This is a genomic window from Enterovibrio sp. QJM3NY_24 (assembly GCF_057786035.1).
In genome coordinates this window covers 470491-496541 of record NZ_CM173519.1, presented here as the reverse complement: position 1 = coordinate 496541, position 26051 = coordinate 470491, and the positions used below count along the sequence as shown (strand labels likewise).

Below are 26051 nucleotides of genomic sequence, written 5' to 3'. Positions count from 1 at the left end.
GGTTTCAAACCTTAGTGTTGAGGTTCGACATCATGTTGTGACTTTGGGAGGGAGGACTTGTCCTCCATTTTCTCGACATCAGAGGCATAAGCATCAAAACTAAACACCTCCGGTGAGGCTTTAGGCTCTCGTGCCAGCATGAGTAAGCAAGGTGTTAGAACCAATGTCAGCACGGTTGAGAAAGCAAGGCCACCTGCAACAGCCGTTGCCAGTTGGGACCACCACTGCGTGCTTGGCGCACCAAATTCAACACCGCGATTAACCAAATCAACGTTCATTTCCAACACCATAGGCATCAGCCCTAAAATGGTCGTCACTGTGGTCAATAAGACAGGGCGAAGACGTTGAGCACCAGTTTGCAAGATAGCGTCGATTTTCGCCAATCCTTTGCGGCGAAGAACATTGTAGGTATCAATCAATACAATATTGTTGTTCACGACAATACCCGCCAAAGTGATCACGCCCACTCCCGACATGATAATGCCGAAAGGTCGCTGAAAGATGAGCAACCCGAGGAAAACACCGACCGTCGAGAACAACACCGCACTTAAGATCAAAAAGGCTTGATAGAAACTGTTGAATTGCGTGATGAGGATAATGACCATTGCGCCAAGAGCCGCCAGAAATGCCATCATCAAAAAGGCCTGACTTTCATTCTGCTCTTCATTTTGGCCGCGCAGTGAAATACTCACACCATCCGGCAATACCATGGCATTAATTTGCTCATTCAGACCAGGCAGTTCCAAGCTTAGGTTGTAACCTTCCGCCATGTCAGCCATCACCTTGATCACTCGCTTACCATCAACACGATCGATATTGCCCTGCTTTTGCTCGGGAGTAATTTTGGCAAAATTAGTCAGCGGCACTAAGCCATACGCTGTTTTCACTCTCAACTCATCAAAACGACCAATGTCTCGCTTATCTTCTGGATAACGAACAAGAATATCCACTTCTTCACTGGAGTCATCCGGCAGGTAATCGCCAATTTTCAGGCCATTTGTCACAAACTGAACCGTATTGCCGACCATCGTTGCATCGGCACCAAAACGCGCAGCATCAGTGCGATTAATATCGATTGACCAGTCGATACCCGGCTTTGTGAGCGTGTCACTAAAGTTTGTGAAAGCAACATTTTGCGCCAACAAGGTACGGACCTGTTTAGCAACCGACTCAATGTTGTCACGGTTGGTCGAGATCACTTCAATCGAGAGATCATGTTCACTTGGCGGCCCTGCATCGGGTTTTTTGAACTCAAGTTCTAAACCGGAAAGATCCTCAGTTTTGACTCGAAGCTCCTCAATGATTTCTTTGACCTTACGGCGGTTTTGCCATTCGATTGGCTTCATTTGGATGATGCCAATCTCATCCTCTCCACCAGTGCGCGTGTACACACTGGCAATTTCGTCCATACCTAACACACGTTGCTCGACCTCTTTCATCAACGCATCTTGTTCATGAATAGATAAATCGCCATAGGAACGGACTTTAATATTGAAGAATGCGGGATCGACATCTGGGAAAAATTCAGTGCCTAATCCTGACTTGTTGTAAGCAAAACCGACCAAAAATGCGACCACAAAGGCGGCACACAATATTTTTATCGGGTGTTGAATTGCGGTCGACAAGGTTGAAATATATGCACGCGTGATCCCGCGAGCTTGCGTAAAGTCTCCATTTTCAAGTGCCTGCATTCTGTCTTGCTGAGGAGAGGTCAATGGCAAAGGTTTACCAACTAAACTCCCTAACACAGGAACAAACAACAAAGCCATAACAAGCGAAGCCGACAACGTGGCAATCAATGTGAGTGGCATATATTTCATGAACTCGCCAGTGATCCCCGGCCAAAACATAAGGGGAGCAAATGCGGCTAAAGTTGTTGCCGTTGATGCGATAATTGGCCACGCCATGCGGTGTGCCGCTTCGCGATAGGCTTGTTTTCTATTAATGCCTTCTCGCATGCGACGATCGGCATACTCGGTGACAACAATGGCACCATCCACCAGCAGACCAACAGCCATAATCAGCGCAAAAAGCACCACGATATTGATTGTAAGACCACTCAAGCCAAGAACGACTAACCCCGTAAGGAATGAACCAGGGATCGAAACGCCAACCAGAAAAGCGGTACGAGAGCCGAGTATGGCGATGATCACCACCACAACCAGCAACACCGCTGACAAAATGTTATTTTGCAGATCCGTCAGCATCGAGCGAACATCTTCAGATCCGTCCCACGTATATTTCACTTGCAAGGCACCCGGCCATTGCGGTGAAGACTGGGCTTGCTCGAGAACGGTTTTAACGAGTTCAACGGTCTCAATAATATTTTCGCCTGCACGCTTTTTCACGTCCAGCACGACTGCGGGCTTACCATCAAGGCGCGCAAAACTTTCAGGATCTTTAAAGCTACGACGTACTGTCGCCACATCACCCACAGTGACCACTTGGGAGCCGTCAATCTTAATTGGCAGCTGAAGCACATCTTGTACCGTTTCAAAAACAGAAGGGACTTTGACAGAGAAACGGCCATAACCTGTATCAACATAACCTGCCGCAACCACACGGTTGCTTCGATTCACCAGATCGTAAATATCCGCTTGGTCGAGGTCATAGCTTTCAAGCAATAACGGTTCAATAATGATCTCGACAATGTCATCACGATCACCAGCGATATCGACCTCAAGCACTTGCTTGAAGCCTTCCAGCTTTTCTTGTAATTCACGGGCGATTTTGACGATCGCACGTTCAGAAACATCACCATAAAGCGCAACGGACAATACAGGTTGCTGATTAGCGAATGTGACTTCATTCACCGTCGGCTCGTCGCTGTCATCTGGCAAACGCGGTTTCACCAAATCAACCGCTTCACGAACATCGGCCATGGCGAGATCGAGATCGACCCCTACATTGAATTCCAATGTGACAGAAGCATGACCTTCTGAAGCAATGGCAGTCATCTCTTTAATCCCCTCAATAGAGCGCAACTCTTGTTCTATCGGGCGAACCAGCAGCCGTTCAGCATCTGACGGTGAAATGCCTTCATGGCTTACAGACACATAAATGACAGGGATAGTGATGTCAGGATCAGATTCTTTGGGTATGGTTTGGTATGTATAGATACCGGCTACCAGTAGAAAAAGCAGCAGGGTAACCATCGTACGAGTACGCGCTAAGGAGGCGTCAATCAGAGTTCTCATGCAAGGCTCTCCTTATTGCGTCTGCGACTGATGCACAGCATCAACCGTATCGCCATCACGCACGAAGCCTTGTCCTTTGGTGATCACATCAACTTGATCACCCAAACCCGATAACCACACACCGTTTTGCTCCGCTTTTACAACACGAGCAGCAACGAATGCGACTTTGTCATCTACCAACGTTTTAACGCCGAGATTACCTTGCTCATCAAGAGCCAATGCGGATGGGCTAAGTTTGACTGCTTGCTGAAGATCCAGCGCCAGATCAACCTCGGCACTGATACCCGCAGGCAGCAATTGCCGTGGGTTAGAAATTTCGAGTTCAATGGCGAAGGTATTGGTCGTTGGAGAAGCGATACTCGATTGATAGCGTAAATGACCTTCTTTCATCTCACCATTAACGAGCTTGATGCTAGCAGGTAATGAGGAATCAATTTGACTGATGTGCTGCTCAGAGACATCCGCCGTCACGATCAAGGGATCAAGGTCAATCAAGGTCGCCATCGGATCGCCGACTCCGAGGTAATCGCCCACTTCAACCATAACGTCATCAACGATGCCATCAAAAGGTGCACGAACCTCTGTGTGTGAAAGCGCCAATTCGATATTTTCGACATTAGCATTCGCTTCGACAAGGTTAGCTTCAGCCAATGAATAGGCCACCTCACCCTGCAAGCCTTTTTTCTTTAGAGACTTTGCAGCATTGAATTCTTTTTGGCGAACTGACAACAAAGCTTTAGATCGCGCGAGCTGGGCGGCACGATCGCCTTTGTCTATAAAAACGAGCAAGTCACCTTGCTTCACTGTCGCACCTTTTCTCACATCCACCTTGATAACACGACCATCTGCTTCAGCTGAAATAGTGGCATCTCTATCAGGCGCAGTTCGGCCATAAAGTGAAATAGAACGCGTAATAGGTTCAGCGTAAAACGTTTCAACAGAGACTTTGGTGAGCGGTGCGCTCTGCACTTCATTTGGTTCAGAAGAAGGCGTCGTCGCGTTACTGGAGCCACTACTGACCCAAAACACGAGAATAATGAGAAGAACCAAGGAAATTATCCAAGGTCGCTGAGATAAATAAGACGCTTTTACGCCTGCATTAGCCATACTAGTTCATCCTGACGTGGTTACTGCAGAAAAAGAAAACGGGCACTGATCCATCCGGCCCGTTACAAGAGAATTTAATTGCTACAAATAGTAGCGTTCAACACCTCTTGATGTGTCTTATCATTTATACACTGAATGATGCACCACAACCACAAGTGGTGGTCGCATTTGGATTGTTAATGAAAAAACGTGAGCCCTCTAACCCTTCTGTGTAATCGACTTCTCCGCCAATTAAATACTGCAGGCTCATTGGATCGACCACCAATGTGACGCCACACTTCTCAATGACCATATCTCCGTCATTGACCTTTTCATCAAAGGTGAAACCGTATTGGAAGCCACTACAGCCGCCACCCGTAATATAGACACGCAGCTTCAGGTTTGGGTTTTCCTCTTCCTGGATCAGCGTTTTTACCTTGTTCGCCGCTGTCTCAGAAAATTGCAACGGCAAATTGGTATCGCTCATTTCGACCTCACATAACTTCTTTTATATAAGCGCATTATCTAATACCTGACTAATTCGTTCAAGTATTCGTCTTGGTTAGAAAACATGTTGTTTAATATACGCCAAGTTTAAGATGTATACCGCATCAACCATCTCGCCACATTACACTGTATCTCGTACAATACGTAGCGACAGAAATCCAACGATCATATGGCCTAGGAAAGAACCATGACCAAATCAGCCGAGTTGTTCCAACAAGCACGCAAAACCATTCCTGGTGGCGTCAATTCACCTGTTCGCGCTTTCGCTGGCGTTGGCGGTGACCCAATTTTTATTGAGCGTGCTGACGGCGCATACATTTACGATGCCGATGGTAAAGCTTACATAGACTATGTGGGCTCTTGGGGCCCAATGATCCTTGGTCACAATCACCCTGCGATCCGTGATGCCGTGATTGAAGCCGCGCAAAATGGCTTGAGTTTTGGTGCACCCACTGCACGTGAAATCACACTCGCCGAATTAGTCAGTCAGTTGGTGCCATCAATGGAAATGGTACGTATGGTCAGCTCAGGCACGGAAGCGACCATGAGTGCTATTCGTCTGGCGCGTGGCTTTACCCACCGCGACAAATTCATCAAGTTTGAAGGTTGCTATCACGGTCATGCCGATTGCCTACTCGTGAAAGCGGGTTCTGGCGCGCTGACGCTGGGCGAACCGACTTCTCCAGGCGTTCCGGCCGATTTTGCCAAGCATACTCTGACATGCACCTTTAACGATCTCGATTCTGTTCGTGCTGCCTTCGAGCAATATCCGGATGAGATTTCCAGCATTATTGTTGAGCCTGTAGCTGGCAACATGAACTGTATTTTACCTCAGCCAGGTTTCCTTGAAGGTCTTCGTGCACTGTGTGACGAATTTGGCGCATTGTTGATTTTTGATGAAGTGATGACCGGGTTCCGTGTCGCGCTGGGTGGCGCTCAAGCACATTACGGCATTAAGCCAGACCTCACTACACTAGGCAAAGTGATCGGTGGCGGAATGCCAGTCGGTGCATTCGGTGGTCGTCGTGACGTGATGGAATACATCGCGCCGACAGGCCCTGTTTATCAAGCCGGTACCTTGTCTGGTAACCCAGTGGCGATGGCCGCAGGTGAAGCAGCACTGTCGGCATTGCGCCAAGAAGGCAACGAAGCACAACTGGCTGAGATGACTAAACGCCTGGCAGAAGGCTTCAAAACAGCGGCGCAGAAACACGGTATTGCACTGGCAACCAATCAAGTGGGTGGCATGTTCGGCTTCTTCTTTACGGACAAAGAAAGCATTACCTGTTTCGCCGACGTGCAGCAATGTGACATCGAGAAATTTAAGCGCTTCTTCCACCTGATGCTGGACGAGGGCGTTTATCTTGCACCGTCGGCGTTTGAAGCAGGCTTTACCTCATTAGCGCACGGTGAGAAAGAGCTCGCAGCAACATTAGTAGCCGCCGATCGCGCATTTGCGAAACTCGCTAACGAGTAATAGAAATACATTAATTGAATACGAAGCGGAGCCAAAAGCGCTCCGCTTTTTATTGCCAGAAAATCAGCACTAAAACGGCAAGTACCGCTATATAGATAAGCGGCAGATTAAGCTTTCGTCTTTTTTTGGACTCACACTGCCCATCACAACATCCCATGCTCACTGACCCCTCATGTATTTTCAGATACTGTCACACCACAAACGTCACTGACTCGCAAAAGTACATTGATAAGAACAAATTGATAATTTGCACTTTTTCCTTAATTTGTCACAACGTATCATACGCTTCACACTACACTGTTCACCAGACTGACTGGCGCGAAATAAGGAACCTACTAGTGGCATCATCTTTCAAGATCGAACCAAGACACTGGACGCTTATCGGTGCATTGGCACTGTCTTCGTACGCGTGTTACGCCCTTATCGCTCCGTATATGGGGTCAATTGTGCTCGCGTTTATCGTGTCACTACTCTTTCTCCCATTACACAGCCGTATAGATCACCGCCTAAAATCGCACCCCAACCTCTCAGCCGCCTTGTCTTGTACACTCCTGACAGTGATGATTATCATCCCGATGATCTTTGTCGCTGCCGCAATTTTACGTCAAGGTATCACCTTTTTTACGGGCTCTTATGAATGGTTAAGTACTGGAGGTGCAAAAGAGATCCTGTCTATGCCTTTAGTAAAAACGGGCCTCGGTGCGCTAAACAAATACCTGCCCTTTGACTCCATTGACCCTCAAGAACTTATCTCTCGTGCGGCATCCACAGTCTCTTCTCTGAGCTCTGAAATGATAGGTATGAGTTCACAGGTCTTAGGGGATGTCACCGGCATGTTTGTCAACTTCTTGTTGATGTTGTTTGTGTTGTTTTTCTTGTTGCGCGACCACGAGAAAATCATTCAATTGCTACGTCATGTCAGCCCACTGTCGCGCAGCCAAGAAGATACCTTACTCGATGAAGTAGAAAGCGTCGCCAAGTCTGCGGTATTAGGGTCGTTTCTTACGGCATTAGCACAAGGCTTTGTTGGCGGTTTTGCAATGTGGCTAGCTGGCTTCCCTGGGCTATTTTGGGGAACCATGATGGGATTCGCATCATTCATTCCTGTGGTAGGTACAGCGCTGATTTGGCTGCCCGCTGCCGGATATCTCTTGCTCATAGGAGAATGGGAATGGGCGGCATTTCTTGTTGGATGGGGCGTCATTGTCGTTGGCTCCGTCGACAATATCCTAAGGCCATTACTGATGCAGGGTAACTCCGGCATGAATACGTTGCTGATCTTCTTTTCTTTGATCGGCGGCTTGCAGGTTTATGGGTTGATGGGACTCATTTATGGCCCCATTATTTTCTCCGTCACTTTAGTGCTTTTCCGCATGTATGAAGCTGAATTTCATCATTTCCTAGAAAAGCAGGACAACTCTTAATTGCCAGACCATTGCGCGGGTTATTTTCACAAGCCAAGCTTTGTGGGAGAATCCGCGCTCTCATTTGTCACCCCCTGAGGCGTACATGTCATACAGCACCCCAAGCCAAGTAGTGGCTCGTCAACTTGAATACTTTGAAGGCAAACATGTGCTGCTTGCCGGTGAACTGGAAGACACATTTGCCACAGAGTTGGTTAGTTGCGCCGAAAGCGTCAGCATTTTCACAACCAACCTCGCCTACGCCAATCAAATGCACCGTTTCGATTCACTCAATGTGCAATTTGGTGAAGCCTATGAGGCCATGCCTAATGTAGACATGGTGCTACTGTATTGGCCAAAAGCGAAAGCAGAAGCAGAGTTCTTGTTGTCGATGCTGATGGCAGCACTGGGTCAAGATACCGAAATCGTCGTCGTTGGTGAAAACCGCAGTGGCGTACGAAGCATTGAAAAAATGTTCGCCCCTTACGGTAAAGTCACCAAGTTTGATTCAGCAAGACGCTGTGGATTCTACTGGGGCCAGTGCGTTAACGAACCTTCCCCGTTTATTCTCGCTGATTGGTTTAAGAGCTACCCGCTTCACCTTGGTGAGCAAACGCTTACCATCCGCTCGCTACCGGGTGTATTTAGCCATGGAGAGCTCGATGTAGGAAGCCAGTTATTGCTCGATACATTGCCGACACTCAAGGGTGATGTATTCGATTTTGGCTGCGGTGCAGGAGTGATTGGTGCTGCCATCAAACTACGTTATCCGACGGTCAATATCACGATGGCTGATATCAGCGCATTAGCCGTTGCATCAGCACGAGAAACATTGCGCTTTAACCAACTCGATGGCAACGTACTCGCTTCTGATGTTTACAGCGAAATCTCATCAACATTCGACCATATCGTCAGTAATCCACCGTTTCATGCTGGTCTGAAAACCCACTATGCCGCGACAGAAACATTCTTGCAGCACGCACCCCAATTTCTAAATCGACAAGGTCAACTCACCGTTGTCGCCAATAGTTTTCTGCGTTATCCGCCGTTTATTGAGGCCGCATTTGGCCATTGCGACACGCCAGCTAAGAACAACAAATTCGCCATCTATCACGCCATCAAAACCGCATAACCCCTACAGGGGCTGGCTTACAGCCCCTCGTCAAAAACGTTAATTTTGCGTTATCACACGAACTTCACTCACAACTTGCTTGCCAACAATAATTAAGTCCGTATAAGGGCTGAAGATGGATTTTATTGATATGTACCTCACCGAATAGACGTCAATTTCGACAAAACCGGCGGTCATACGACATTTTTTGATTTCACTTTGTCAGGCAGAGACATGCATAAAAAACAGAAGTTCAAGCGGCTTCAGCATACGCTGATGCTCGCTTTTCTTGTGCTGAGTATTACCCCTCTTACCCTGCTGGCTATTTTCTTTCTAGAATCACACAGCAGTGATTTGGAACAGCAAAGCACAACTCACCTCGCGTTCCTCCGAGATAACAAAAAAGAACAAATCATCAGCTACTTTGATGCGCGTTATTCCGAGGTCAATGCTTTCTCACGCTCAGAACTTGCCACTGCTAGTGGTGGTCGCTTCTATGGGTTAGTGGCAGCCTTTCATCAACTAGGGAAAAGCAAAGAAGAAGCACGAGAAGTGGCTCGACTACGCTATGTCGAAAATCCAGATAACCCATTAGTCGCCGGCTCCAACGACAGCAATTTTATCGGTAGCGAGCGCTATAGGTTGCTTCATAAACGCTACGATTGGGCTTATAAAGAACATCTTAAGCGTTCAGATTTCTCTGATATTTTACTGGTTGATATCATGGGGAATGTTGTCTATTCAGCGCTAAAAGATGAAAAATTTGGCGCTAACTTACTTGAAAAGAAATGGCAAAATACGCCAGTGGGCAACACTTTTGCCAATATTCAAAGCCAAATAAATACGCCCATTGCCGATACTGACAAAAACCCAATCGCATTTACCGACTTTAGCCAAGAGGCGAACGGTGACATCGTCGCATGGTTTGCTGCGCCAATCACTCAGCAAGGGTATTTGCACAGTTACGCCTTACTAAAACTGCCAAACACAGCGCTGGTTGACATGCTCAACAAGGCGCCCAGTGAAAAGGGATACATCAGTACTCTTGTTGTGGGTTCAGATCAAATCCCTCGTAACATGGAAACCAAGGAGCCGCTAATCGCGGTTAATAGCAGTGCAGTCGCAGCGGCGCTAGCAGGTGCGCGTGATGTCGGCAGCTTTTTAGGTTCTGAAAACCAGAGTGTCTTAGGCGCCTACTCACCCGTGCTCATCCATGACAAAATATGGGCAATTATTCTTGAACTACCAGAAGAAGAGGCGTTCGCGCGTATCTATCAACTCGAGAAAATCTTTATCGTGGTCATGGTTGTTGCCATTTTCTTGGTTGTTCTCGCCTCACACCTTCTTTCAAACTCCATCACAGCACCTCTACTTCGGCTTACATGGGCCGCAGAGCAAGTATCTGCCGGCGATCTCGACCAGAAGATCAGCAGCACCGATCGTGAAGACGAAATAGGTCGACTGGCAGTCAGTTTTGCGCGGATGCAACGTTCGGTACGCGAAAAATTGGCGCTCATTAGAGAGCAAAATAAAGAACTTGAACAAAATATTCAGTTAATCAAAACCAAAAATGAAGAACTCCAGCAAGCTGACCGCATGAAAGATGACTTTCTGGCGACAACCTCCCATGAACTTCGAACACCGCTTCACGGCATGGTTGGCATTGCTGAATCGATGCTTGCTGGCGCTGAAGGGCCACTGCCTGAGCGTCATAAACATCAACTTCAGATGATCATTAACAGTGGTGATCGTTTATCGAACTTAGTCGACGACCTATTGGATTATCATAAGATGCGTTATGGCAGTCTCGATATTTCACCACAAGCGGTCGATACGGCGAATGCTGTGCGTTTAGTTATTGAACTTTCAAGCCACCTGCTTGGTGGTAAGCCCGTACGAATCATCAATCAAGTACCGATCGACTTACCTCTGGTTCGAGCTGACGAACAGCGCCTCGAACAAGTGCTATACAATTTAATCGGCAATGCTATTAAATACACTGACGAAGGCAAGATTATCATTTCGGCCACGGTCCTCGAAGGACAGCTGCGTATTCAGGTTGTCGATACCGGTCAAGGTATACCATCTGATCAACTTGAATACATCTTCGAGCCTTTAACTCAGGCTAAATCAGGAACAACCGTCTATCGCCAAGGTGCAGGATTGGGACTATCTATTAGTCGACAGCTTATCGAAATAATGGGTGGCCAACTCTATGTCAGCAGCCAGCCTATGGTTGGCGCTACTTTCAGTTTTACGCTCCCTATTGCAACCGAAGAAGACAAAGCAAAGACGCGACTGGCTAACAACGTTCACTTTGCAGCACCAAGAGTAGAGCTAGAACGTCATGAGCTCACCCAATTGCCCGACAACCCAAATGGACCGTTGATCCTTGTTGTCGATGACGAACCGGTTAATTTACAAATACTAAATAACTTTCTCCGCCTAGAGGGTTATCGTGTCAAGGCTGTGGAAAATGGCCGTCAAGCAATCGAGTCTGTCACCCAAGAAAAGCCGATGCTTATGCTACTCGATGTCATGATGCCGGAGCTTAGCGGCTATGACGTGTGTGCTCACTTACGCGAGCACTATAGTCGTGCCGACCTTCCCATTATCATGTTATCAGCCCTAGGGCAGGTGCAAGACAAGGTGAAAGGATTTGATGCTGGCGCAAACGACTACCTAACGAAGCCGTTCAATAAAGATGAATTAAGTGCGCGTATTCGTGCTTATATCAACGCTTCATTGACAGAGCAAGAACGTGAGAACAATCGTCAATTAGTCAAGGAGATACACTTCCGAGAGCAAGTTGAAGCTGGGTTGAGAGAAGTACAAAACCGACTTTTAGGACTGTTAGATTCCGCTTCAGAAGCCATTCTGTGTGTCCAAGAAAACGGCAGGATAAGTTACGCAAATGACGCATGCAATTCGGTATTCAAACTCAGTGCAGAACAAATTGAGCGTCACAACATTGATGACTTCCTTGCCATGGCACTGCCTGAAACAGAATCAAGTCGCGGACATTATAGTGGCCAACTTCGCTTTAAAGTCGATGGGGATATCATCAATATCGATACTGACGTGATCACCTTGCCGGAAACGTCAGGCCTCCGAATGATGCTGCTGTTAAACACGGGGGAGAAAACCTCATCACATCGAGTTCAACTGCTTGAAAGTGCAGTAGAAGCCCTATCAGAATATGCATTTGATGGGGACCAAAACCAATTGCAGCAACTTAGGGAGCTCGGTGGTGAATTCACACGTATGGCAGACAAATTCTCCGGTGACAAACCTGACAAAGGCGACGTATTGCGTGAAACATTGGTAAAAGTCATGCTCATTACGCTCAACTACTGGAATAACGCAACCGGAAAGACGAAATTTGACCTCGCAGAAGAGAGCGGCTTGTGGCGCGTCTATCTCGACAGAAGCACCCTACAAACGCGAACGCTGGACAAATATCTACACACAGAGACGGTACCTAAATCACCCCGTTGGCGCACTGTCATCAATACGATTGATTTTGTCCTCGAGCGCTGCAGTGATGACACCAAAGAGAGGCAAGAAGTCGTGCAACTACGCGATAAACTGCAATCACTCATCACTCGCTAAATTCATCGATACAAGCCCCTTAAACGGGGCTTTTTTCACTACACTCAAAGCCCTCCTCAATACAACTCACCATTTTAAAATCTCATGATGCCTGTGCCTGTGCCTGTGCCTGTGCCTGTGCCTGTGCCTGTGCCTGTGCCTGTGCCTGTGCCTGTGCACAAATGATAAAGCACCAGCGCATCAAACAAGACTATTCTGGCTGCGGAAGAGCAATACCCCCTACGATAGCGTTTCAAAGGCAGACTAAGACGTACACACCAAACAATACAGATGGGAACACTAAGCTAATGGTGACAGGTGATCATCTAACTTATTTCACGCTGCGAATATCACCAACTGGCAACACTATTGATGGTTCCACCTGAGCAAGAAAACGCATATATAAGTGGTCAACATTCACTCATAACAAAAAATGAATCAAGACAAGTTCTGTTTCTGAGAAGAAAATCACAACAAAGCAACTCGTGTAATTTTCAGCAAAAAATTAACGAAAAAAGTAAATGAAGATCAAGATCACGACAATAGGAAAATACGAATATAGTCAATCTAAGAAGGAATTAAGGGGTTAGTAAGCACTAACAAAGATGCAATAGAAACACTGGCAAAGTGCATTAATTGACCTACATCAATAGGATTCCAACACCGTTAAAATCGTCAAAATTAACGTTTTTGACGCGACACCCTCGAGTTTTAACGTTTTTAACGGGCAGGTCAATTGACCCAAAACCGGAACCGGAGTTTCCTAACGTTGCACTGAGCCTGCACGGCCATGTGAGTATCCAAGTTCACTTGTTGGGATATTCATAGCGGGTAACGGCCTGACCAGAGATAAAAAGGTCAGATTGAAGTGAAACAAAAGCAACTAGTAAGGAACAGCTATGCTTGCCAATCTAAAGAAAAAACATCTAGCAGTTGCCATCGTCGCGGCCGCAGCGTCTGTAATGACAGTACCAACTGTTAGCGCTGCTGATAGAACGGAACTGACTGTAGTACCTGACTTCTACCCACAACTTGTTCGTAACTTCAACCCGTTCCTACAGAACAACCTGAAGAGCACATTGGATTTCGTGTACGAGCCATTGGTTATCTTTAACCAACTGGACGGCAACACGCCAACTATGCGTCTGGCGAAGGACTACACGATTTCAGATGACCTAAAAACGGTTACTTTTGAAATCCGTGACGGTGTTCAATGGTCTGACGGTACGCCTTTCACTGCAGAAGATGTTGCATACACTTACAACCTCATCCGCGAAAATGCAGCGATTGACCTTGCAGGTAACGCAGCCCTTATCACTGACGTTTCAGTGAAAGGCAACAGCGTAGCAATCACTCTGAAAGAAGCTAACTCTTCAGCACCATTCAAACTGGTTCAAACACCAATCGTTCCTAAGCACATCTGGAGCAAGATTGACAAGCCAGAAGCGTTTGCGAATGAAAACCCAGTAGGTACTGGTCCTTTCACTGAAGTTGATACCTTCACTAGCAACTTGTATGTTCAGTGTCAGAACCCGAACTACTGGGATGCAGCAAACCTAGAAATCGACTGTCTGCGTATGCCTCTGATCACTAACAATGACGGCCTTCTGTCTAAAATTGTTGCTTCTGAGCTAGACTGGACTTCTTCGTTCATTCCTGACATTGACGCTGTTTACGCTTCAGTAAACAAGAACCACAAATACTGGCCAGCGCCAGTAGGTAGTTCAGTTAACCTTTTGGTTAACTTCGAACACCCAGATGCAGCGAAAAACGAAGCATTGACTAACGTTGATTTCCGTCGCGCTATGTCTACTGCTATCGACCGTCAGTCAATCATCGATATCGCGTTCTATGGTGCGGGCACGCCGAACCATTCTGCGGCAGGTATTGCTGCGCTTTACCAAAGCTGGTCAGACTCTGACACTTTCAACAGCGCTAAAGTTTACAACACCTACAACGTTGAAAAATCGAAAGCATTGCTGAAAAAAGCGGGCTTTAAAGACATCAACGGCGACGGTTTTGTTGAAACTCCATCAGGTAAGAGTTTTGAGCTTGAAGTTCAAACACCTTCTGGCTGGACTGACTGGAACAACACTTCACAACTAGCAGCAGAGAACTTGGCTGACGCTGGTATCAAAGTGAAAGCAGTTACTCCTGATTTCTCTGTGTACAACGAAAAAATGGCTGGTGGTCTTTTTGACGTAGCTCTAACGAACTACTTCACTGGTCCAGATCCACACCAAACTTGGGATACTGGTTTCCACTCACGTTTCATGGGTAAGCAAGGCAACCCACGTTTCGCGATGCACCGTTTCCAAAACGCAGAGCTTGATCAGTTGCTAGAGAGCTTCTACGCAACGGCAGACAAATCAGAGCAAATGGAAGTTGCACACAAGATTGAGAAAATCCTTTCTGACAATCAAGTAGTCATTCCTGTTCTTTCTGCTGCTTCAATGTATCAGTTCAACGAAACTCGCTTTACTGGCTGGTGGGATGCGGACAACGCAAAAGGTCGTCCAATGATTTGGCAGGGTACGCCAGAACGTCTTCTGCACATTCTAGACCTCAAGCCTAAATCGTAATATCCAAAATCTGGCGGTGCGTTCGCACCGCCTCTTTCCAAAGATAGGCTATCAGTACTTTTGACCTCGGAGTTTCTATTTCTTTGGTTACGGCTTTGCCGTGCCACTTAAGGTGTGAGTTATGGGATTTTTTCTTAATCGATTAGTGTTTTATTTTGGCGCATTGCTTATCGCAATCACGCTGAACTTTATTTTGCCGCGAGCGATGCCTGGTGACCCAGTTACCATGATGTTCGCAAATGCAAGCGTCCAAGTAACACCAGAACGCATTGCTGCTATGCGTGAGCTATTGGGCTTTGTTGATGGTCCAATTCACGTGCAGTTCCTGACTTACTTGCAGAGCATCTTCACATGGGAACTAGGTATTTCGACCTCGTTCTATCCCATGACGGTTAATGAGCTGATTGCCAAATCACTTGGTTGGACACTCTTCTTGGCAGGTAGCTCTGTTGTTCTTGCTTTCTGTATCGGCTCAGTGCTGGGCATATTTGCAGCATGGCGACGTGGCAGCCGATTCGATTCATTCGTATCTCCAGGTTTCATGGCACTCCAAGCAGTTCCCCCTGTAGTTATCGGCATGATGGTGTTGTTTGTATTTGGTATCAGCCTCAAATGGTTCCCGACATCATACGGCATGCCTGAGGGCGCAATACTGGATTGGACCAGTTGGGAAACATACAAAGGCATTCTTTACCATGCTGCGCTACCTCTCGTCTGTGCAACCGTCGCCCAAATCGGTGGCTTCTTGATCAACATGCGTAACAACATGATCAACCTGCTCAGCGAAGACTATATCACTATGGCGAAAGGCAAAGGCCTCTCTGAAAATCGTGTCGTCTTCAATTACGCCGCGCGTAATGCAATGTTGCCAACCGTTACCGCCCTTTCCATGGCACTCGGTATGGCCGTTGGTGGTCAGCTAGTCGTGGAAATGATTTTCCAATATCCAGGCCTTGGCACAACCATGCTGAATGCCGTTAACGGACGTGACTACCAAGTGTTGCAAGGGCTATTGATCATCCTGACACTTGTCATGCTGTTGTTTAACTTCTTGGCTGACATCCTCATTGTTTTGCTTGACCCACGTCTGCGTAAGGGAGGCAAATAATCATGAAAGACTTATTCAAAATTATTCGCGGTAATACGAAAGCCTTCGTTGGTGTCATCTTGATTGTGACATTCGTATTGATAGCACTTTTTGCACCTGTTCTATCAAAATATGACCCGCAAAAACGAACAGGTAACCCTCACGAATATCCATCAGTGCTTGTGAAAATTGCACAAGCAAGCCCTGATGGTTGGGTGGCAGAGAATCTCACTGACAATACACGACGCCTTCGTATCTCTAAAGATGCCGATCATGTCATGGGTACAACGCGTTTGGGTCGCGACATCTGGTCTCAAGTTGCGCATGGTGCGCGTACCTCACTAATGGTTGGTTTCACCGCAGGTATTTTCGTCTGTGTCGTCGCCACTATTATGGGTATTTCTGCAGGTTACTTTGGTGGCCGTGTCGACAACATATTGTCCGGCGCGATGAACGTCATGCTGGTTGTTCCGCAACTCCCCGTCATCATGGTTATTGCAGCATTTGTGGGTCAGGCAGGTCCACTAACCATTGCCTTGGTCATAGCCTTCACCTCCTGGGCTTGGGGCGCCAGGGTAATCCGCTCCCAAACGTTAGCTATTCGTGAAAAAGAATTTGTCAAAGCCGCAGAAGTACTCGGCGAGTCAAAACTTCGCATCCTGTTTGTTGAAATTCTGCCAAACCTGCTTCCTCTGGTAGGCGCGAGCTTCATCGGCTCCGTGATGTACGCCATCCTTGCGGAATCTGTACTGTCTTTCATCGGCATGGGCAGTGCAAATACGGTCAGCTGGGGCAGCATGCTTTATAGCGTTCGTACTTCATCAGCCATGCAACTTGGCATCTGGTGGGAAGTTCTCGCGCCTTGTTTAGCCCTGACGCTACTTTCATTGGCACTGGCTCTTGTTAACTTTGCAGTTGATGAAATTGCCAACCCACAGCTACGTGCACAAAAAGGCATGAAACGCTGGAAGAAAGTGCAAGAAGAAGAAAAGAAAGCCCGTGAACAGGCTGATGTTGCTACACAAACTCCAGTATTGAGCGGAGAAAAATAATGACTGAAGCACAACTATCAATCCGCAACCTTTGTGTTGACTATATTACCGATGCGGGCGATGTCCGTGCGGTAAACGATGTAAGTTTCGATATTGGTAAGGGCGAAGTATTTGGTCTAGCTGGAGAGTCTGGTTGCGGTAAGTCAACCGTCGCATTCTCCCTAATGCGTCTTCATAAGCCGCCAGCCTATATCAGTGGTGGACAAGTATCCTTCAATGGCGAAGACATCATGAAGTACAGCGACGAGCGTATGAACCGCTTTCGCTGGAAAGAAATGTCCATGGTATTCCAATCTGCCATGAATGCCTTGAACCCTGTTTTAACGATGGAAGAGCAGTTTTGTGACGTAATTATGCGCCACACAAACATGACACGCGATCAAGCAAAAAATCGCGCTGAAGGTCTATTAGAAATCGTCGATATTCACCCAAGTCGTTTAAGCGATTACCCACACCAATTCTCTGGCGGTATGCGTCAACGTTTGGTTATCGCGATTGCATTGGCTCTGAATCCAAAAATGATCATCATGGATGAGCCAACAACCGCTCTAGACGTGGTTGTACAGCGCGAGATCTTGCAAAAGATCCACGCACTGAAAGAAGAATTTGGTTTCTCAATTCTGTTCATCACCCATGACTTATCTCTGATGGTCGAGTTCACGGATCGCATCGGCATTATGTATGCGGGTCAGCTGATCGAAGTGGCACCGTCAAAAGAGATTCTGAAGACGCCATACCATCCTTATACCGAAGGTCTGGCAAGCTCCTTCCCTGCACTTACCGGTCCGAAAACACACCTAAAAGGTATTGCGGGTAATCCACTTAACCTGCTCGAAATACCGCAGGGTTGTCGCTTCCAAGCTCGCTGTAGCAAGGCGACAGACAAGTGTTTCAACGTGGCAAACACCTTGACTCAGATCGAGGCGACCCGTTTCACCAACTGCCACCTGTTTACAGGTAAGTAATTCGGCTATTTGCGACTTGTAGGAGTGAGCATGACTAAAGAATTAGGCCAACCAATTGTTGAAGGGAAAAACCTGGTAAAGGACTTCCCTGTTAGCAGCAACACGCTGAATAAGCCTTTGATGCGCGCACTGAATGATGTGTCATTCAAACTGTATAAAAGCCGCGGTCTATCTGTGGTTGGTGAATCAGGTTCTGGTAAATCAACTACGGCAAAAATGATTGCAAAGATGTATGCGCCAACGTCCGGAAGTATCGAATACAAAGGCCGCGACATCAGCACCATTACCAAGAGCCGCGATCTGATGACCTATCGCGAAGGCATTCAGATGGTATGGCAAGACCCGTTTGGCTCTTTGAACCCAACGCATAATATTTTTCACCATATTGAGCGCCCGCTGCGAATCCACAAAAAAGCGAGCAGCAACCCGAAAGAGCTGGAAGAACAGGTGTATGAATTGCTGAATCAGGTAGGGCTAACCCCACCGAAAGAAACAGCACAGAAATACCCTCACCAGCTATCTGGTGGTCAGCGTCAACGTGTCAATCTTGCACGAAATCTGGCTGTTGGCGCAGAAGTAGTGTTGGCAGACGAACCAACTTCAATGCTCGACGTTTCTATTCGCGCAGGTGTTTTGAACCTGATGGAAGAAATGAAATTCGAGAAAGAAATGGCATTGCTATACATCACGCATGACATCGCGACCGCTCGCTACATCGCTGAAGATCTAGCGGTTATGTACGTGGGACACATGGTGGAATGGGGTGACTGTGAAGAGATCATTCACCAGCCACAACACCCTTACACCAAGCTTCTCGTTTCTGCAGTGCCGGATCCGTCCAAGTCAATCCACCAGCAACTGGAAGGAAACAAAGGCGAAATCCCACTCTGGACACCAGATTCAGTCGGCTGTCCATTTGCTGGCCGATGCCTGCATGTGACAGATAAGTGTCGTGAGAAATTGCCAAGCGTCACCAAGCTGGCTGATAACCACTTCGTTCGCTGCTACCTGTTCGAATAATCTTCGAATACGTGTTTTAGGAGGTAAAATGCAGCTGTTGACCAATCATATCGGGTACGAACGCTTAGGCCACAAATCGGCGCTAATCCTTGCGGATCACGCTTTGTCTGAGACGCTTGCCGATATAGTGGATTGTCAGACTGGTCAATCCGTGATGCAGCTGCCTGTTTATGCTCGTGGTTCAGTAGACCAATGGCATTCCGGCGACGTCTATCAGCTAGACTTCTCCGCTCTGGATCAGAGCGGAGAGTTCTGCATCAAAGTTGGGGACACTACGTCTCCAGCTTTTTCGATCGCTGACGGCATACTGTTTGATCGCACTTTTTCTGATGTGATCCACTACTTCAAATCCCAGCGTTGTACAGGCACTTTTGATCAACACGATCGTCAAGCGCCATTGTTAGGCTTTGAACGTCGCATTGATGTTCGCGGCGGTTGGTATGATGCGTCAGGCGACGTCAGCAAATACTTCAGCCACCTTTCTTATTCTAACTATCTAAACCCACAGCAAATTCCCATGGTTGTTTGGAATATGCTGAACTCTTTAGAAACACTAAATACCGAATTGGTCCCATTTTCTAAAACACGATTGCATGACGAAGCCTTGTTCGGCGCAGATTTTCTCGTTCGCATGCACGACGCCGACGGATATTTTTATCTGACAGTGTTCGATAAATGGAGCAAAGACCCAGCGCAACGTGAAATATGTGCATATGAAACACAGCTGGGTAACAAGACCGACGCGTTTCAGGCAGGTTTCCGCCAAGGTGCAGGTGTGGCTATCGCGGCACTCGCTGCCGCTGCTCGTTTGGGCATCAATAGCGAATATGATGTCGAAACCTACCGGAAGACAGCTGAAACAGGCTACTGGCACCTAAAGGAAAACAATCGCGCTTACCTGGACGATGGTCAGGAAAACACCATCGACTTTTACTGCGCATTATTAGCGACAACCGAGTTATTCAAACTCACTGCCAGTCAGTCATACCTAGAAGAAACTCGTTACTGGGCCTCGAAACTGGCAGAGCAACAACAGAGTGACGACCAAGTATCACATTTTTGGTCAGCCAACGCCGATGGCTCTCGTCCTTATTTCCATGCCGCAGAGGCCGGGTTACCCGCCATTGCACTGATGCAGTATCTCGCCGTTGAAACTGATGCAGCATTGAAAGCGAAGTTTGAAATCATCTTAGTTAATGCGCTCAACTTTGAATTGCAGATTACCAATGAGGTCAACAACCCATTTGGTTACCCGCGCCAGTACATCAAAAACGTTGACGCCGATAAACGCACCAGCTTTTTCATTGCCCAGCGCAATGAAACGGGCTACTGGTGGCAAGGTGAAAACGCACGACTTGGTTCACTAGCAGCCATGGCTTACATGGCAACGAATTACGTATCTGACTCTGAGCTGAAAAAGCAGCTACGCCAATACGGTCAACATGCCTTGAACTGGATTGTGGGTCTCAACCCTTACGATATGTGCATGCTCGACGGTCATGGACGTAATAACCCAGACTATCTGCCAGAGCTTGGTTTTATCAATGCCAAAGGCGGTGTCTGTAACGGCATTACTGCAGGTTTTGATAGTGAGCATGACATCGCCTTCAAACCGGAAGGTCAGAAAGACGACATGCTACAAAACTGGCGCTGGGGCGAGCAGTGGATCCCCCACGCGGCTTGGTATCTATTAGCTATCGCCATGCAGAAAAAGGACCTAGTCAATGGCTAAGTATTTCTGTGGTGTGGATGGTGGTGGCACGTCATGCCGTGCGCGTATCGTTGATGAACAAGGCCACTTTCTCGGCGAAGCAAAAACAGGCAGTGCCAACATTTTGCTTGGTGTCGAATTGGCAATGGCCTCAATAGAAGACGCTATTTCCCAAGCGGCTCATCAAGCAGGTATTTCTGATCTATCTGAAATTTCTGTCGGTCTTGCATTGGCTGGCGCAGAGCAAAAATCAGCATGGCTAGATTTTATGTCTCTCCCTCAACCTTATGGACATTTCACGTTGAACACCGACGGTTACGGAGCCTGCATAGGCGCATTCAGCGGTGAAAACGGCGCGATTGTCATTGCCGGAACAGGGTCTGTGGGTATCTACCTGGAAAATGGTAACCAACATGTTGTGGGAGGCCGAGAGTTTCCTATTTCAGATCAAGGCGGCGGCGCAGTCATGGGCTTACGTCTAATTCAACAAACCTTATTGGCGCATGATGATCTGCGCGCCACTTCCTCGCTATCAGAGTATGTACTCACCCACTTTGATCACGATCTCGATGCCATCGTTAGCTGGTCTAAAACTGCCAAACCTCGTGATTATGGGCAGTTCAGTCCAAAAATCTTCGAATTAGCAATGCAACGAGACGAACTTGCCATGGAGTTACTCCAAGGCTCAGCCGACGATGTCGAGCGCCTGATCCTCGGTCTTAACCGAAAAGGTGCTACACAGATCGCGCTAATGGGCAGCATTGGTGAACGTATTGTTTCCTGGTTATCTCCCGCAGCTCAAGCCTTGTTAGTGCAGCCCAAGGCGGATGCTATGGCCGGCGCCATATTGATGGCAAGCGGCGATCACAACCTTTATCCGTTTCCGAGGTAAGCCATGAATTTTCGCCTAGATCTCAATGTTATCGATGTTAAGCCAAATGAAAGCCGTTTTGCATTGGTGCTGCATAATTTATCTGAATCCAACATTGAAAACTGGCAGCTAACCTTCAGCGTTAGTCGCTATGTCCAACCTGCCAGCGTGTCTCACGGTACGCTCAAGCAGATTGGCAGTTTATGTGTATTTGAAACAGGCGAGCCTCTCAACGCAAACGCGCATCTGTATCTTGAATTTAGCCATACAACAAAGCCTTTCTCGATGCATGATGAGGGCATTGCCGATGCATGCCTGATGGTTACAACAGACAAGGGCGTCACCGCATGCCCAATCGAAACAACGGTTATCAACTTAGGTGCTCAAACACTCGAGCGTATACCGCTTTGTTTGCCTGAGGCAAAAGCCATCAATCTCATTCCTCAGCCTAAAGCGCTGGTGATGACGCAAGGTCAATTTTCGATTGCCGATGATTGTGCTGTCGCAAGTGACAGTGATACCAATAAACCTGCCGCATTATGGCTAGCTCAAGAGTTATCGACACATCTTCGCGGTGATATATCCGTCAAGCAAGAAGGCCAAATTCGCCTCGTGTTTGATAATACTCTATCAGAATCACATTACCGTGTGAGTGTAAAACCACAGGGCGTGACGATTACCGCGTCGAATGAAAGTGGGTTCGCTCATGGTGTTTCCACCGTGCTGCAACTTTTGCCGAACAACGCATCTCATCGTCATTATTCTGCTTACAACCTGCCTTGTGTAGAAATTGAAGATCATCCTCGCTTTGCCTATCGCGGCATGATGTTGGATTGCGCTCGCCATTTCCATCCCTTGCATCGCGTCAAAGATCTTATCAACCAAATGGCACGTTACAAGTTCAACCATTTTCATTGGCACCTAACCGATGATGAAGGCTGGCGTATTCAAATTGATGCTTTCCCTGAGCTCACGGAAATTGGCGCTTGGCGCGGACCTTTCGAAACCATAGAGCCGCAATATACGTCATTGTCGAAAATCCACGGTGGTTTCTACACCAAAGAACAAATTCGAGAAGTGGTTGCATTCGCGGCACAACGAGGCATCACTGTCGTCCCTGAAATTGATATTCCTGGGCACAGTCGCGCCGCCATCAAATCCTTGCCACACATTTTGATGGAAGATGCCGATGCCTCTGTATATCGCAGCATCCAAAACTATTCCGACAATGTGCTAAATCCCGGTCTCAAAGGCACTTACACCTTTATCGAGACCGTGCTAAATGAAGTCTGTGAGCTTTTCCCTGGCGCATTCGTTCACATTGGTGCTGATGAGGTCCCAGACAATGTCTGGAGTGAAAGCCCATCTTGCCAAGCAATGATGAAAACCCATGGCTACAGCAGCAGTAAAGAACTGCAAGGCCACCTTTTGCGCCACGCAGAAAACTTCCTCAGCACCAAAGGTAAACAAATGTTTGGCTGGGAAGAAGCCGTGTTTGGCGACAAAGTCAGCAAAGACACCGTTATCTTCTCTTGGTTGAACGAAAAGTCAGGTCTCGAATGCATTCGCAACGGCTATGACGTTGTATTGCAACCAGGCCAAGAAACCTATCTAGATATGGCTCAGGACTTCTCTGCTGATGAGCCGGGAACAGACTGGGCCTGCAAGATCCCGCTTGAAAAAGCGTACCACTATGAACCCTTTGCCAACTCAAACGTCACCTCAAAAGAGTTTGAGCAAGTAAAAGGCATTCAATGCGCACTCTGGTGCGAAATGACCAACACCCAAAGTCGCTTCGAGTACATGCTCTACCCTCGCCTTTTAGCGATCGCAGAAGTGTGCTGGAGCGCCAAGGAACAACGAGATTGGGCAGATTTTCAAGCCCGCCTAAACGGACAACTGCAGTACCTAGATCGTCTAGGTATTAACTATCGTCGGTAATTACTTCAATTTTTTGAGATTTGTAGAAGGATACACGCCATGAAATACGGCTACTTTGATAACGATAACCGAGAGTATGTCATTACTCGTCCTGACGTACCGGCGCCGTGGACTAACTATTTGGGTACTGAAAAATTCTGTACCGTGATTTCACACAACGCAGGTGGTTATTCTTTTTATCAAAGCCCTGAGCACAACCGTGTCACTAAGTTCCGTCCAAACGGCACGTTTGACCGCCCAGGACACTTTGTTTACTTACGCGATGATGAAACAGCAGATTACTGGTCAATCTCTTGGCAGCCAGTAGCAAAAAGCCTTGAAGAAGCGTCTTATGAGGTTCGTCATGGCCTGTCTTACTCTAAATTCAAGTGTGAATACAAGGGTATTACAGCAACCAAAACACTGTTTGTACCAAAAGGTGAAGACGCGCAACTTTGGGATATCACCATAAAGAACGATGGCGATAAGCCTCGTACTATCAGCGCATTCTCTTTTGTTGAGTTCTCATTCAGTCACATCCAATCTGATAACCAGAACCATCAGATGAGCTTGTACTCTGCTGGTACATCTTATGAAGATGGCGTGATTGAATACGATTTGTATTACAACACCAACGATCACGATGGCTTCTACTACATGGCTTCTAGCTTTGAACCTGATAGCTACGAAGGCCAACGCGACAGCTTCTTGGGCATGTATCGTGACGAAGCGAATCCTATTGCGGTTGAAAAAGGTCGCTGTTCTAACCACGTTCAAACCTGCTACAACCATTGTGGTTCACTGCACAAGCAATTCGTTATCCAACCCGGTGAAGAAGTTCGCTTCGTTTACATCCTAGGTGTTGGTAAAGGCGAAGGCCAACGCCTGCGTAAGAAGTACCAAGATCTTGCTAACGTTGACGCTGCATTTGCTGGCATCAAAGAGCACTGGGATACGCGTTGTAACAAATTCCAAGTATCTTCACCGAACGAAGGTCTAGATACCATGATCAACGCATGGACGCTTTACCAAGCAGAAACATGTGTGGTTTGGTCTCGCTTTGCTTCTTTCATCGAAGTCGGCGGTCGTACTGGCCTCGGTTACCGTGATACCGCACAAGATGCGATCTCGGTCCCTCACTCAAACCCAGAAATGACACGCAAACGCCTTGTGGACCTTCTCCGTGGTCAAGTAAAAGCCGGTTACGGTCTGCACTTGTTCGATCCTGATTGGTTCGATCCAGAAAAAGCAGATGTTCAACCATCCAAATCGCCAACAGTCGTTCCAACGCCTAGCGATGAAGACAAGATCCACGGCATTGATGACACCTGTTCTGATGATCACCTATGGATCGTTCCAACGATCATTAAGTACGTCACCGAGACGGGTGAAGAAAGCTTCCTTGATGAAGTCATTCCCTATGCAGATGGCGGTAACGCTACTGTTTATGAACACATGAAAGCAGCATTGGATTTCTCAGCAGAATACGTGGGTCAAACCGGTATCTGTAAAGGTCTTCGAGCAGACTGGAATGACTGTCTTAACCTAGGCGGCGGCGAATCAGCAATGGTGTCTTTCCTGCACTTCTGGGCACTACAAGAATTCATCACGCTAGCAAAACACAAAGCGCAAGACGCTGACGTTCAAAAATACACAGAAATGGCCGCTAACGTGCGCGAAGCATGTGAAAAACACCTTTGGGACGAAGAGGGTGGTTGGTACATCCGTGGTCTAACCAAAGATGGCGACAAAATCGGTACTGCACAACAAACTGAAGGTCGTATCCACCTAGAGTCAAACACGCTAGCAGTGTTATCTGGAATGGCATCACAAGATCGCGGCGAGCAAGCGATGGACGCCGTCGATGAAAACTTATTCTGTGACTATGGTCTTCACCTGAACTCACCGTCATTCTCAACGCCAAATGATGACATTGGTTTTGTTACACGTGTTTACCAAGGCGTAAAAGAAAACGGCGCTATCTTCTCTCACCCAAATCCATGGGCATGGGTTGCTGAAGCGAAACTGGGTCGTGGTGACCGTGCAATGAAGTTCTACGATGCACTAAACCCGTACAACCAGAACGACATGATTGAAAAACGTGTTGCAGAACCGTACTCCTACGTCCAGTTCATCATGGGTCGTGACCACGAAAACCATGGTCGTGCAAACCACCCATGGCTAACGGGTACTTCTGGCTGGGCATACTTTGCCGTCACCAACTTCATTCTTGGTGTGCAAGTTGGCTTCGACGGATTGAGCGTTAATCCTTGTATCCCAACTGAATGGCCAGGTTTCGACGTAAGCCGTGAGTGGCGTGGTGCGACTTACCAAATCAAGGTAGAGAACCCGAACGGCGTGAGCAAAGGTGTGAAAACCATCACCTTGAATGGCGACATCGTGACAGGTGCTATCCCAGCACAAGCTGAAGGCTCTGTGAACGTTGTTAACGTTGTCATGGGCTAAATAAA

At 47.4% G+C, this 26051-nt stretch carries 16 protein-coding genes; 13 read left to right on the top strand and 3 right to left on the bottom strand.

The window, feature by feature from the left end; all coding sequences use genetic code 11:
* Positions 1–11 precede the first annotated feature (11 nt).
* The 3 genes from AC3CIC_RS02190 to erpA form a co-directional block, all read right to left on the bottom strand.
* The gene (locus AC3CIC_RS02190) at positions 12–3197 is read right to left on the bottom strand and encodes an efflux RND transporter permease subunit (protein ID WP_488515240.1); all 3186 of its coding nucleotides are present in this window, start codon (positions 3195–3197) and stop codon (positions 12–14) included.
* Between the two features lie 12 nt (positions 3198–3209).
* Complete coding sequence (locus AC3CIC_RS02185; RefSeq protein ID WP_017004556.1) at positions 3210–4304, bottom strand: efflux RND transporter periplasmic adaptor subunit; 1095 nt, start codon at positions 4302–4304, stop codon at positions 3210–3212.
* Between the two features lie 124 nt (positions 4305–4428).
* Positions 4429–4770, bottom strand: a complete 342-nt coding sequence (gene erpA / locus AC3CIC_RS02180; protein ID WP_016961754.1) for an iron-sulfur cluster insertion protein ErpA — start codon at positions 4768–4770, stop codon at positions 4429–4431.
* A gap of 207 nt (positions 4771–4977) precedes the next feature.
* Here erpA and hemL point away from each other — a divergent pair, with 207 nt between their 5' ends.
* The 13 genes from hemL to AC3CIC_RS02115 all read left to right on the top strand — a co-directional run bounded on the left by hemL (position 4978) and on the right by AC3CIC_RS02115 (position 26046).
* Complete coding sequence (gene hemL / locus AC3CIC_RS02175) at positions 4978–6267, top strand: glutamate-1-semialdehyde 2,1-aminomutase (RefSeq protein WP_488515239.1); 1290 nt, start codon at positions 4978–4980, stop codon at positions 6265–6267.
* A gap of 338 nt (positions 6268–6605) precedes the next feature.
* Positions 6606–7691, top strand: a complete 1086-nt coding sequence (locus tag AC3CIC_RS02170; RefSeq protein ID WP_488515238.1) for an AI-2E family transporter — start codon at positions 6606–6608, stop codon at positions 7689–7691.
* A gap of 85 nt (positions 7692–7776) precedes the next feature.
* The gene (gene rsmC, locus AC3CIC_RS02165) at positions 7777–8802 is read left to right on the top strand and encodes a 16S rRNA (guanine(1207)-N(2))-methyltransferase RsmC (RefSeq protein WP_488515237.1); all 1026 of its coding nucleotides are present in this window, start codon (positions 7777–7779) and stop codon (positions 8800–8802) included.
* A 213-nt stretch (positions 8803–9015) separates the two neighbouring features.
* Positions 9016–12393, top strand: a complete 3378-nt coding sequence (locus AC3CIC_RS02160) for a response regulator (RefSeq protein WP_488515236.1) — start codon at positions 9016–9018, stop codon at positions 12391–12393.
* Between the two features lie 878 nt (positions 12394–13271).
* Entirely contained in the window at positions 13272–14954 is a 1683-nt protein-coding gene (locus AC3CIC_RS02155) for an ABC transporter substrate-binding protein (RefSeq protein WP_016961760.1), read from the top strand.
* Between the two features lie 121 nt (positions 14955–15075).
* Positions 15076–16062, top strand: a complete 987-nt coding sequence (locus AC3CIC_RS02150; protein WP_016961761.1) for an ABC transporter permease — start codon at positions 15076–15078, stop codon at positions 16060–16062.
* Positions 16063–16064: 2 nt separating this feature from the next.
* Entirely contained in the window at positions 16065–17093 is a 1029-nt protein-coding gene (locus tag AC3CIC_RS02145; protein WP_016961762.1) for an ABC transporter permease, read from the top strand.
* Entirely contained in the window at positions 17093–18058 is a 966-nt protein-coding gene (locus AC3CIC_RS02140) for an ABC transporter ATP-binding protein (protein WP_016961763.1), read from the top strand. The genes AC3CIC_RS02145 and AC3CIC_RS02140 overlap by 1 nt, the downstream gene beginning before the upstream one ends.
* Positions 18059–18088: 30 nt before the next feature.
* On the top strand, positions 18089–19078 hold the full coding sequence (locus AC3CIC_RS02135) for an ABC transporter ATP-binding protein (protein WP_016961764.1): 990 nt from the start codon (positions 18089–18091) through the stop codon (positions 19076–19078).
* 28 nt (positions 19079–19106) lie between these two features.
* Positions 19107–20810, top strand: a complete 1704-nt coding sequence (locus AC3CIC_RS02130) for a glycoside hydrolase family 9 protein (RefSeq protein ID WP_488515235.1) — start codon at positions 19107–19109, stop codon at positions 20808–20810.
* A complete protein-coding gene (locus AC3CIC_RS02125; RefSeq protein ID WP_488515234.1) occupies positions 20803–21681 on the top strand; it encodes a glucosamine kinase nucleotide-binding domain-containing protein in 879 nt (292 codons plus the stop codon). Before AC3CIC_RS02130 ends, AC3CIC_RS02125 begins: the two co-directional genes overlap by 8 nt.
* Before the next feature lie 3 nt (positions 21682–21684).
* Positions 21685–23601 carry a beta-N-acetylhexosaminidase gene (locus AC3CIC_RS02120; protein WP_488515233.1) on the top strand — a complete coding sequence of 639 codons (1917 nt, stop codon included), beginning with the start codon at positions 21685–21687 and terminating at the stop codon, positions 23599–23601.
* Positions 23602–23640: 39 nt separating this feature from the next.
* Positions 23641–26046, top strand: coding sequence for a glycoside hydrolase family 94 protein (locus AC3CIC_RS02115; protein WP_488515232.1), 2406 nt, complete (start codon positions 23641–23643; stop codon positions 26044–26046).
* The last annotated feature ends 5 nt before the right edge of the window (positions 26047–26051 follow it).